The sequence below is a fragment of the Chloroflexota bacterium genome (assembly GCA_018829775.1).
Taxonomy (GTDB): Bacteria; Chloroflexota; Dehalococcoidia; order Dehalococcoidales; family RBG-16-60-22; genus E44-bin89.
In genome coordinates this window covers 1-11,573 of record JAHJTL010000002.1, presented here as the reverse complement: position 1 = coordinate 11,573, position 11,573 = coordinate 1, and the positions used below count along the sequence as shown (strand labels likewise).

The 11,573-nt window shown below is 47.4% G+C and carries 14 protein-coding genes; all 14 read right to left on the bottom strand.

What is annotated here, in order from left to right; translation table 11 throughout:
• Positions 1 to 306: 306 nt before the first annotated feature.
• Positions 307 to 915 (bottom strand): hypothetical protein, encoded by a 609-nt coding sequence (locus KKD83_00105; protein MBU2534555.1) that lies wholly within the window; start codon positions 913 to 915, stop codon positions 307 to 309.
• Positions 912 to 1,379: a hypothetical protein gene (locus tag KKD83_00100; GenBank protein MBU2534554.1), complete on the bottom strand. Its 468-nt coding sequence runs from the start codon at positions 1,377 to 1,379 to the stop codon at positions 912 to 914. Before KKD83_00100 ends, KKD83_00105 begins: the two co-directional genes overlap by 4 nt.
• 123 nt (positions 1,380 to 1,502) lie before the next feature.
• Positions 1,503 to 2,429 carry a hypothetical protein gene (locus KKD83_00095; GenBank protein ID MBU2534553.1) on the bottom strand — a complete coding sequence of 309 codons (927 nt, stop codon included), beginning with the start codon at positions 2,427 to 2,429 and terminating at the stop codon, positions 1,503 to 1,505.
• A gap of 429 nt (positions 2,430 to 2,858) precedes the next feature.
• On the bottom strand, positions 2,859 to 3,077 hold the full coding sequence (locus KKD83_00090; GenBank protein MBU2534552.1) for a DUF3343 domain-containing protein: 219 nt from the start codon (positions 3,075 to 3,077) through the stop codon (positions 2,859 to 2,861).
• Positions 3,074 to 4,222 carry an aminotransferase class V-fold PLP-dependent enzyme gene (locus tag KKD83_00085; protein ID MBU2534551.1) on the bottom strand — a complete coding sequence of 383 codons (1,149 nt, stop codon included), beginning with the start codon at positions 4,220 to 4,222 and terminating at the stop codon, positions 3,074 to 3,076. The genes KKD83_00090 and KKD83_00085 overlap by 4 nt, the downstream gene beginning before the upstream one ends.
• Positions 4,219 to 4,440: a sulfurtransferase TusA family protein gene (locus tag KKD83_00080; GenBank protein MBU2534550.1), complete on the bottom strand. Its 222-nt coding sequence runs from the start codon at positions 4,438 to 4,440 to the stop codon at positions 4,219 to 4,221. The genes KKD83_00085 and KKD83_00080 overlap by 4 nt, the downstream gene beginning before the upstream one ends.
• 10 nt (positions 4,441 to 4,450) lie before the next feature.
• Positions 4,451 to 5,554 carry a YedE-related selenium metabolism membrane protein gene (locus KKD83_00075; protein ID MBU2534549.1) on the bottom strand — a complete coding sequence of 368 codons (1,104 nt, stop codon included), beginning with the start codon at positions 5,552 to 5,554 and terminating at the stop codon, positions 4,451 to 4,453.
• Positions 5,555 to 6,193: 639 nt separating this feature from the next.
• On the bottom strand, positions 6,194 to 7,384 hold the full coding sequence (gene larC / locus KKD83_00070) for a nickel pincer cofactor biosynthesis protein LarC (protein ID MBU2534548.1): 1,191 nt from the start codon (positions 7,382 to 7,384) through the stop codon (positions 6,194 to 6,196).
• Positions 7,381 to 8,139, bottom strand: a complete 759-nt coding sequence (gene larB / locus KKD83_00065; GenBank protein ID MBU2534547.1) for a nickel pincer cofactor biosynthesis protein LarB — start codon at positions 8,137 to 8,139, stop codon at positions 7,381 to 7,383. Before larB ends, larC begins: the two co-directional genes overlap by 4 nt.
• A gap of 2 nt (positions 8,140 to 8,141) precedes the next feature.
• A complete protein-coding gene (gene larE / locus KKD83_00060; GenBank protein MBU2534546.1) occupies positions 8,142 to 8,909 on the bottom strand; it encodes an ATP-dependent sacrificial sulfur transferase LarE in 768 nt (255 codons plus the stop codon).
• Positions 8,910 to 9,410: 501 nt separating this feature from the next.
• Positions 9,411 to 10,133, bottom strand: coding sequence for an energy-coupling factor ABC transporter ATP-binding protein (locus tag KKD83_00055; protein MBU2534545.1), 723 nt, complete (start codon positions 10,131 to 10,133; stop codon positions 9,411 to 9,413).
• 18 nt (positions 10,134 to 10,151) lie between these two features.
• A complete protein-coding gene (gene cbiQ / locus KKD83_00050; protein ID MBU2534544.1) occupies positions 10,152 to 10,925 on the bottom strand; it encodes a cobalt ECF transporter T component CbiQ in 774 nt (257 codons plus the stop codon).
• Between the two features lie 32 nt (positions 10,926 to 10,957).
• The gene (locus KKD83_00045; GenBank protein ID MBU2534543.1) at positions 10,958 to 11,251 is read right to left on the bottom strand and encodes a PDGLE domain-containing protein; all 294 of its coding nucleotides are present in this window, start codon (positions 11,249 to 11,251) and stop codon (positions 10,958 to 10,960) included.
• A 15-nt stretch (positions 11,252 to 11,266) separates the two neighbouring features.
• Positions 11,267 to 11,573: energy-coupling factor ABC transporter permease (locus KKD83_00040; GenBank protein ID MBU2534542.1), on the bottom strand; the 307-nt coding region annotated here is incomplete at its 5' end.

Below are 11,573 nucleotides of genomic sequence, written 5' to 3'. Positions count from 1 at the left end.
TACAGCCGAAAATGTCAGAAGTCAGGAGGTCCTCCATGCGTTCGGAAAGGTTTGTGCCTGTTTCCGATATTTTGCCATGTATCTCTGCCACAGTCATCGTTCCTAATTATACGACAACGTTACCCGCTGAACAATTGTCAGAAATGTGACGTGACAGAATTTGGTATTTGGTTAGTCGACTATCTTATGCCAAGCTTGTTGCGTATAACTGCAATTAAACGCCCCACTGAAAACTATGCCGGCCTATTTGCCTCCAATTAATCCGTGCGCAACATGTTAGGCAAAAATGACCTATAAAGAAACTATCTACATATAAGTGCTTTGTATGAATCTCAGGCCTGTTGTGAAGTCTTCAAGATAGGCACAATTATAGAACTCTAATTCTGATTTAATGTCGGGATCGCCGAAGTCTTTCCAATTCCGGCTTATGAAACACTTTGCTTCTTTAAGGCCTCGCCGTTGAAGATCACCAATGACAAGAGAGTAGATTATTGAGTCTTGTGGCGATAGACCATAGCGATCTTGATACGCCAACGCTTTCTGAAACCCTATCATACTTATCCCTATAGACTTACCGACTTTCAGTAGGCGCATTACAGTTGACTGAAGAAGATCAAATTCCTTCTTCCCAATCTCTAACAATAAGTTGGGTGCTGGTTCAAGTTGGGATACAACGTCTTGATGTTGTTTTGACCGTTGCAGTTCCCGTAACTGCCCACTAAATGAACTACACAAACGTCGACGTTCTCTCTCACGATGCGCAATAGTTGCGAAGGGCTCGGCTAATGCGAAGGCTGGGAATGCAAGTTCTATTTTTCCGTTTTCTGCAAGCAAAAGTATATCATTGGCCGATTTTGCTTGTTCTTGTTCAAGAGACAATTCTAGAACAAAATTAGACTCGATGTACACAATCATAGTTGTGCCTGCGTAATAACCGCGGATCCGCGGATGGAGTTAAGAAATCCAGAGAGTTCTAGTGATCGCTCGGGCTCCTCAATAGCTTCTTGTGGCCTCTGAGCCAAATCGGATAGCCATTGGAGCACAAGTAGTTCGAGTTGAGCTTCTCTAAGTCTCTCTTTTGACCCTAACTCGGGCAAATAGCGTGTGACTATCTTACTCATCGAGAACTCGCATGTCAGCTCAACATCCAATCTTTCTCGCCGTTTACCTTTCCATAGAAAACCGAAGTCCTGAGAGAGGAGTAGAAAGTAAGGAATATGGGGAAGCAAGCCGTGGGCTATCATGTTTCGTCTTAATTGAATCGCTACCTCACGGTTTAAGTCCTGTCGATTTTTCACTTCTACAACCGCGATCGGTTCACCGTCACGGCTGCATACCAGAATATCTGCTCGGTAACTCATTTTCTGTAACCCTTTCATCTAGCCTCCTTCCACCTCCTCTTCCAACATCTGTCGGTTAGTCTAGGAAAAGCCACTCCATTTAGCCTGTCTGGCACTGGCTGTTCTATTGTCTACTAGGTGTCCTCTGATGGTTACTTGTGACTACAGCTTACGTAATCCAACAATACGTAGCGCCCTAAATTGGGGAGACTTTCCACTCACAATCCAACTAATATTAAAGAGAACTTCGGCATAGCGTGGGAAGGCCATAATCTGAGCTTTAAGCAAATTCGGATCAACAGCAATCCCAAGAGGGTGGCCCTGTTCGTTTCTTGTTTGACGATAGAGGTCTGCTAAAATACCTGCGGAGTTCCAAGCCTCTTCCATAGTCTTTCTGTCCATCTGATTAAATGGTAGGGGATTATTACGTAGGTCTTCTTCTAAATTTGTTCTAAAATCGTGACTTCGTAAGACTTGACGCATTTGCTCAACAACCTTAGCAAGCCGCCAGTCTAAAAGAGTTCTATTCTTATGATCACCTTTCCTCTGTGGGTTGACGGCATATTCATAGATTGATCTAGCCGTTTTAAGTAAGACATCCTCTGACGCAACTCCTAATGCTATAGTCGAGCACCGAAATAAACGCTGATGATAGGCAAATATAGCCTCCTTATAGTAATCAGCAGACAAATCAGGGCCGCCAGGAATGAGATCATTATACCTCTGCGCAAGCCCTTCAGGATCGAGCAGCATTGCTTCTTCGCCTCTGATGACCTGAGCTCCAAGCTCTGTCAGTTCAAAGATCCCCCATGACTGCCCCCATTTTGGCATGATGATCCCGTTAAGAAGGAACTCATTAAATATCTCGGCACTCCTCCTTTGGAAATTTTGTGAACCACCAGCTTCTTCATTCTGCTTGGCAAATTTAGCTATATCCGCTTGGCTTAATCCAAAAGCTTGTGCCACAGAGTCGGGATCACGCAGCATATGAGGTTGAATATTATCTGCCTGCTTCTTGATAACTTGAAGCAAAACCTCCCTTAACTCCTCACGTGTGATAGGTCTATCAAAGGGGAGTGATATAGGCATTTCTTGGTCACTCCTTTGGGTTCCGATATTTACATCTCCGCAAGCATCTGAAACAAACGAATCCAGTTAGCATTGTGCCTATCCTCAACTCATTGTAACCTTTACCATATCAGGCTTCAAGCTAAACGGCCAAATAACGACAGCCTATCAAAGTTATCTTTTCTAAGGTGACTCTGATCTTTGCGTATAATCCATGTTATACGCAGGTGACAAAACGGACATTCGTCGCGTGCATAATGCAATTAAACGTGCGAGTTGAATGATAAGAACGGTGCTAGGGTATAGGCATATGCGGGCATTGCTCATTCCACTATAATGTGCACAGAGGTAGTAATTCGTGCTTTTGCCGATAGACTTATGGACCAGTGAGTGGTAGCAGGCCTCAGTTCTAAAATCGTATTAGTAGGACTCAACATGACCGTCTTCGTGTCACATCTGATGTATAGCGTCAATCTCCACGGATGCTACATCCAGAATCGATTTAATCTGTTCGCACTGGGTCCAATCGAAGCGCAGGGCGATGCCGCAATCACTGGAGAACTGGCGGGGTGTGGGGATCAATTTGATGTTGTACCCCTTTTCAAGCAATAATTTTTCAGCACGCATTACCGCGGATGTTGTATGGAATAGAACCACACCGTACGTCATAAATGGGCCAGACTTTCTATGGCTTGTATCGTTCTCTTAATATCATGCATGGTCGTAAACAACCCGGGCGCTAGTCGCACTGTCCCCTCCGGAAACGAACCAATTGATTTGTGCGCTGCCGGAGCACAATGTAACCCAACACGGGACAGGATGCCGAATTCTTCGTCTAGCCTCAGACCAAGCTCTGAAACCCTCCTGCCCTCGATGGTAAAAGACACGATGGCCATTGATTTCTCAGGATCGAGCGTTCCATAGACTTTGACACCTGGTATGTCTTTCAAGCCTGCTATGAGAGCCCGAGTAAGCTCTTTCTCATGCGACCGTACTGCGTCAATACCCCTTTCCATCACCCATTGCATACCGGCATATAGACCGGCAATCCCGACAATATTTGGTGTGCCACTTTCAAATTTATCTGGCAGGTGCTCGGGATGCTCTTCCAACTCTGATTGACTACCAGTGCCGCCACGTATCAAGGGTTCAATTAGTGAGGCATCCACATTGCCGCCGATGATAAGACCACCGATTCCAGGAGGCCCCATCAGACTTTTGTGTCCGGTGAATGCCAGTAAATCAATCTTCATTGCCTGCACGTCTATCGGCACTGCTCCCGCCGTTTGTGCCGCATCAACCAGGATAAAAGCTCCAACACGATGAGCAACAGGTGCAATCTCGGCAATGGGTAACATAGTCCCCACCACGTTGCTGGCGTGATTGATGACAACAAGGCGGGTATTAGCATTTACTGTCCTCGAGACATCTTCGAAGTCGAGGCAGCCATCAGAGGTACAGGGAACAACGTGCAGGTCTAAACCTTTTTTCTCTAGGTCTCGCAGTGGCCGCATTACTGCGTTGTGCTCCATGGAACTGGTTACAACCCGATCGCCGGGTTTCAATAGCCCTCTTATTACTAGATTGATGGCATGAGTGGCATTGTTGGTAAAAACAACACGTAGGGGGTCACCACTACTAAAGAAATCGGCAATATATTCCCTCGTTCGGTACATCACCCGCGCTGCTTCAATAGACAACAAGTGTCCGGAGCGGCCGGGGTTACCCCCGGCTCGCTCTAAGACGTCGTTCATCGCCTTTAAGACTTCACGCGGCTTGGGCCATGATGTAGCTGCGTTATCCAGATAAATCATTTCTTCATCACAAGTCGGAAAGTACCCTCAGGCTGCTCTTCGATACTTACTTGCCACCCCAGATTTCTTGCTATGCGTGAAACATTTTCCCGGGCAGTGCTAGTATCTACAATAACCTCGAGCATCCCTTTGCTCAGTTCTTGCAGAGCTTGGCGAGCAAGCATCGCTGGTTGTGGACATGATAGCCCGCGAGCATCGACAATCTTTTGCTCTCCCATAATAAGCCTCCTAAACCTTTGGTTCCCGCATGGTCACCCCGATGATAATACATAAAATTAGTCCCACTATCACGGTTATGGGGCCAAAAGCGGCTGGGCCGGCCGGCGAACTGGCAATAGTGAAATTGTGGGCAAACCCGGCACCGACAATCATTCCAGTGACAAACATAGTTGCATCACCATCGCCTTCCCCAGCCAAGAACAATTGGCGGCCAGGACAACCTCCGGCCAGGGTGAAGGCAAGACCGGCCAATACCATGCCGCCGAAATTCCAAAGGCTATCGGAATGAGCCACTGGCTGGTTTTCAAATCCGGGACTGAATTGACCGAGTATGAAATTGGTAATGAAGGCAGCAACAATCAGCGCAAGGATGCCATTTAGCAGATGTGAATCACGAAGCAGCATCATGTCGCGTATTGCGCCTACCGTGCAGAACCGACTGCGCTGAGCAAGGAAACCGATAAAGAGTCCGACGACAAGGGAAACAATCAAAGGCGCATGCTGACCGCCGGGTCCCTTTTCCGAGAAGAATATGGGTCCGGTTGGATTCCCCGCAGCGTCCCTTCCAAATTGTGGGGCAACGATCAAGAGCACCAACAGGGTTACCATTATCGCAGGCATGACCCACCCTAATGCTTTTGGTGCCGGACGATTGCGGCCTAGACTGAATCCCGTTCTCAAGAAAGCAGTTCCTATTCCGATGCCGGCAATGAGCCCTAGAATGCCGAAAATAGCGTTCCAATCACCTCCACCTAGACGCAGATAGGCACGCCACGGACACCCCAAAAATACCAGAGCACCGAACGTGGCAAACATGCCCAAGAGGAAACGCACGAACGGTGCTGAACCGGTGCGTGGCTTAAACTCCCTGAAGATCAGCGCGGCAATCAAAGCGCCCAGCAGGCCACCAATAATCTCCGGTCGGATGTATTGCACGACGCCTGCTCGATGCAGGCCTATTGCCCCGGCAATATCACGATTGAAGCAGACCATGCAAATTCCCATATTGCCAGGATTACCTAATTTGACCAGTATGGGCGCCAAAATGCCAACGCCCAGACCTGTCAGGATTGGTCCCCAACGGGACGTGAGGAATCGCGAAATCGCAGACATAAACAAGGCTCCTTTCGTTATGACTTTTACGTTACGTGGTAGAAGCCCGTAACGTCGGAGCCTCGGAAGGAATTAGTGGAACGAATTTTTAAGGGCGACGTCCATGGCTTTCCACACAACAGAATCGCAATGATGATGCACAACGCGCACCATGCTTCCAGAGAATCAGGTCTTTTGATTTTGAACAGCCATAACGCCACCCCCTTTCCTCTCATTTGATTAACCAAAACAGCCGTCCTACATTATACATAAGCAACTTATAACAATCAATACCTGTTTATTAGCAAGGAAGCTCTCTCATCTTGTGGACGCCACTGTAATATGTCCTAAGGGACGGAGATTTAACATTTTGCCCAATTGTTTAATGCACATGACAAGTCAACCCTGGCAAAACGAAGGTAAATCAGCAAGTACACGGAGATTCCGAACTTTTATTGAGTTGTAGTTCATAATGCGCTTAATAAAGAGAGGCTATCTTGCTGGCATCCTGGTCCTGTGCTTTGCCAAGTACCAAGCATTTTGGCGAACGGAGTGAGCCGCAAAGGTCGTGTTTGGCGATGCCGCGGCTTCCCCAAAAAGACTCAGACATTAATTAAAACTACTTTCACCGGTGCGGCAGGAGGATGACGTTTTAGCCTTTCAATTAATTCTTTTTTCCTCAAATAATGCTTTTCGAGTCGCCTCTTTTGCTTCGTCGTATACATCCTTTAAAGGAATTCCTTGCTTTATCGCAATTTCTTTGCAGCTCTCGTATTCTGGAGCGATGTTTTTGATTTGATTTCCAATCTTGCCTATCTTCACTTTTATCTCCCCAAGTCTTGTCTTCATTGAGATAATTTCCCTTGAAAGTTTTTCCCTTTCTAAACGATGAATTCGGACTCCCAACGTCGTTATTTCTGTAAAGACCGTTGAGAGAATCTCGTCGAGTTTGTCCCGTGTGGTCAAAACACTTAGCATGGTTCCTGGTCTATTCTTCTTCATGAAGATCGGCGTCATAAACACGTCGAGTGCCCCTTGCTTTAAGAGTGTTTCAGAAGCATAGGCCAATAGCTCTGGATTCATATTATCAACATTCGTTTCGATAAGAATAACCTCGTCTTTCTCGTACTCTCCCTCGCTGGCTTCGCCAACATAGACTCTCAATAGGTTTGGTATTTCTAGCTCTCTACTCCCAGCACCGTAACCGACTTTTTCCACCTTCATTTCCGGCATAATTCCAAAACTCTTGGCTAAGGTTTTCAGAACACAAACGCCGGTTGGCGTGGCAAGTTCTGCCTCTATACCCCTGGAGTAAATTGGTATTCCTTTCAGCATTGCCAGAGTAGCTGGGGCTGGGACAGGAAGAACCCCGTGCCGACATTCAACAAAACCTGTACCCACATGGATCTTAGATAAATATGTAGCCTCAATGCCAAGCTTCTTTATGCCTATGAAAGAACCAATCACATCTATGATGGAATCTAATCCTCCAACCTCATGAAAATGTATTTCTTCAATACTCTTGCCATGGATCTTCGCTTCAACCATGGCTAGTTCTTTGAAAGTTTTCTTACTTAAACCTTTGATGTCATCATCTAACTCACTTTGGTCAACAATTTCAACAATATCCTTTAGTCTCCTTCTCGCATTCTGCTCAATTATATCAACGCTAAACTTTGTTCCTGAAATACCCTTTCTAACTGTCTTCTCTGCTTTGATCTTGTATCCGGAGATCTTTAGCTTGCCTAGCTCTGACTCAAGCTCTCGTATATCAAGCCCGGCATCAATCAGAGCTCCTAAAATCATGTCCCCGCTAACGCCCGAGAAACAATCAAAGTACGCTATCTTCATTTTCCCTCACCCATCTGGTTTATGACGCTGGCAAAGTATCCGGCCCCAAATCCATTGTCTATATTTACCACCACCACGCCTGGTGCGCAACAGTTCAGCATGGTTAGCAGCGCGGCTAATCCCTCGAAACTGGCACCATAGCCGACGCTGGTGGGGACCGCAACCACCGGTTTATCTACCAGCCCGCCGACTATACTGGCTAAGGCCCCTTCCATCCCGGCGACAACTATGATTACATTGGACTGAAACAACTTTTCTTTATTGTCGAAGAGCCTGTGAACTCCAGCCACACCAACGTCATAGAGCCTTTCCACTGTGTTTCCCATGGCTTCGGCGGTGACCGCTGCCTCTTCGGCAACTGGCAGGTCAGCAGTTCCGGCACTCATCACCAGGATCGTTTTCTCCGTCGGTTTCCCCTTCCTCTGGCCGATTACCACTATTCCCGCCGTTTCATAGTAGATTGCATCCGCCCTCACATTTTTGATGGTTTCATAAACGTCCCTATTGGCTTTGGTAGCCATGACAAGCTCACTCCCTGAGGAAAGTCTCTCCATGATTTTGGTTACTTGCTCTGGAGTTTTTCCTTTGCACAGAATTACCTCCGGGAAGCCTTTCCTTAAGTCACGGTGGGTATCGATCTTGGCGAAACCAAGGTCTTCATAGGGGAGGTATTTCAAAATTCTTAGTGCCTCAGCGACTTCGATTTTCCCAGCCCTAACATTTTCTAGAAGTTCCTTGATTTTCTCTCTGTCCAAGGCTAACTCTCCCTTTTCAATGGTTCGTTCATGCTGCCCATTCTATAGCCCTGAATATCCAGAGTGATGTAGGTATAGCCGAGAGCCTTGAATCTGTTCACAATTTCTTTGGCTATATCCTCATCGAGAAATATGCGCATGTCCTCCCTGGGCACCTCTATTCTGGCTATGTCACCGTGAACCCTGACTCTTAACTGCTTGACCCCAAACCCCGCCAGAAACTCCTCGGCAAGTCCAACCCTGGAAAGCTTCTCCCTCGTGATCGTCGCACCGTAGGGAAACCTTGTCGATAAGCAGGGTTGGGGCGGTTTATCCCACGTAGGCAAATTCATCTCCTTCGACAATGTTCTGATTTCCTCTTTGGTGAGCATGGCCTCCTCTAGGGGGCTCCTTACCCCGAACTGGGAGGCTGCCCTCATACCTGGGCGGAAATCGTTTAAGTCATCATGATTTGAGCCATCGGCCACATAGTTCAATTCATATTGCTTCGCTAATCCCATTAGCTTAGAGAACAGCTCCTTCTTACAGTAGTAGCATCTTTCCGGGGGGTTAGATGCAAAGTTTTCATCGTCCAATTCATTCGTATTAATAACAACGTGTTTTACGCCAAGCATTTTCGCATTTTTCTTGGCTTCTTCCAGCTCCCCTGACGTATATGTTTCCGAACTTGCGGTAACAGCCATTACCCTATCTCCTAACACGCTTGAGGCAACCTTAAGCAAAAACGTGCTATCCACTCCTCCTGAATAAGCGACGAGTATGCTCCCCATCTCAGACAGTATGCTTTCCAGGGACTCTAGTTTGGCTGAAAGCCCACTCGTGTTATCACCACCTTTTGGCAAGTATACCGACTTTTTCACCTAAATCACCTCCTGAATTTAAAAACCGATAAAGCTCAATCTTACTTGTTAAAGAGGTTGGTTCGCCGTTTCAAATAAGCCGTGCATATCCCCACAAGACCGGATACACCAACTTTACCTGAGAATTAGCGTTCGCTTGCGTCTATTATACCATTTGTGCTGTAAACTAATCGACACTTGTGCAGTTCCGATCACAATGGCGCGGCAGAATTAAGACTATGTAAGAGAAGGCCCGTGCGGAATTCAGTTACGCAGGGAGACTTGGTATCAGTAGAAGATATCAGCCTCTATCTTCTTGATGCCACAGAATAAGCTTCTGTTGCCTCATACCGTTGGGGGGAATATAATTATCGAAAGAGACAGCACATCGTTTATGGCTAGATGAAGGTGGTCTAACAAACGGAAGACTTTCTAAGTTAGCCGGGCTGGCAGCAGTCCGTGGGCAGCAAGTAAGGGCGTGTCAGCTAGAACTGTCTCGGTAGCGCCTTCGGTAATTACTCGTCCCTGGTTCAAGACAATAATCCGCCGGCACAAAGCCCTGACCATCTCAATGTCATGAGAGGCAACTATCTTGGTGACGGGTAGATTCTTCAAGAGACTAATCAAGGACCACTTACCTGCCGGGTCAAGATTACTAGTTGGCTCATCCAGCACCAGTATCTCAGGGGCCATAGCCAACACGGTAGCGAGAGAAACTCGCTTCTTCTCACCAAAGCTAAGGTGATGGCATGAGCGCTCCTCGCAACCTGTCATGCCGACCCAATCTAGAGATCTGGTCACTGCCTGTCTGACTTCAGACACAGTATAACCCATGTTAATGGGACCAAAGGCCACATCGTCAAACACAGTCGGCGAGAATAGCTGATCATCCGGGTTTTGGAATACTACTCCCACCTTGCTTCTTATCCACCTCAGGTTCTTATCATCAATAGGCCGCCCCAAAACCTTAACCGCTCCGTCATCTGAGCGTAGTATCCCGTTTAGATGAAGCAACAACGTGGACTTACCGGCCCCGTTGGGGCCCACAATGCCCACCGATTCCCCCTTGTCAATGACCAGACTGACTTCGGCAAGGGCTTGCTGGCCGTCAGGATAGCTAAATGATAGTTTTTCTACTCTGATGGCCTCATCCATACTGTCTCCTCTAAATTTTCAAATCAGATTAATGAGGCTGCCAAAAATAACTAGCAGGATCAGACTCAGACCAAAATAAGCATCAATCGGTTTGAATCGTAGGCGCTTTAGCGTCCGACTACGGCCATCAAAACCTCTGGCTACCATAGCGGCATAAACCCTTTCCCCCCGCTCATAGGAGCGAATGAAGAGAGTGCCAATCATATTGCCTATTGTCCGTATCTGCCACCAGCGCCGACCACCAAAGTTACGACTGTCCCTAGCCTGCTTCATCCGCATTACTTCGTCAACTAAAACAAAGATATAACGATACATAAATGACAGTAGCATGACCATTACCTTAGGCATGTGCAATTGCTCCAGGCCCCTTAAGAGTTCAGGCAGCCTGGTGGTTGAGGTCAGCAGAATTAAGCTAAGAATAGAAAGCCATGCCCGGATCAAGATATTTCGCAGAATCTCAAGCCCGCTGTAAGTAACTGACACCTGCCATAGCCACATGTTGTAGCTACCGGCTACCTCTCCCTCCTGGAAAAAAGGAATAAAGATAGCAATCAGCACGACAAAGGGGAGAACTACCGAAGACCGCTTGAGAACATAACTGACGGGCACCCGAGACAGGAGAAGCCAAATGGCTAAGATGGCCACGTACACAGCATAAGATGGCCATCCGTCAGGTGGAGTCAGCGCCACTGCTGTTATGAAAAGAAAAGTAGTCACCAGCTTAGTGCGCGGGTCAAGCCGGTGTATTAAGCTATCCCGGTCGCTGTACTGATCGAGAAAACTGTGCTTCAATTACCACTCCTGCGGGACTCGGAGACATTTGGCTAGGCATTAGCCACTCTTTTTCTCGATTTGATTAACCAGGCAAGACCATAGACTACACCAAACAAAACGATAGTGCCCACCCAGCCAGCGATTATGGTCGCCAACGCCTCACTCTCTATCCCAGGAAAGACATAGTCAGCAACAATTTCAAAGGGCGCCTCTAGAGCCAGACCAATGAAACCCTTATCCTCGGCTACTCTCTCCAGCCCATCGGGTGCTGACGAAGCTAAAGGTGATATCGTTGCTACTCCCAAACAGATCAACAGTGCGATTAACCACCATTTCTTATTCATCAGTGAACTCCTTGCCTAGATTTTTTGCAGACGCATAAGGTCAGCCCTGGTTGCTAGCACAAGGCTGACTACGGCCATGGTAATAAGTCCTTCACCGATCCCGATAAAGGCATGGATACCAGCCATGACTGGCAAGACCACTGTCAGCGGTGATGCTCCTGAGATGGCTAGCTCTACGGCGCAGGCAATAGAGGCCAGTAGCACCGAGCCCCAGGCGGCCGTAAAACCGCCAATCAATTTGCCTCTCCGGTTATCACCCAAAAGTGACTGCGTTAGGCGATAAATGTAATAGGCACCAAAGCTAGCAACGATGCCCATATTG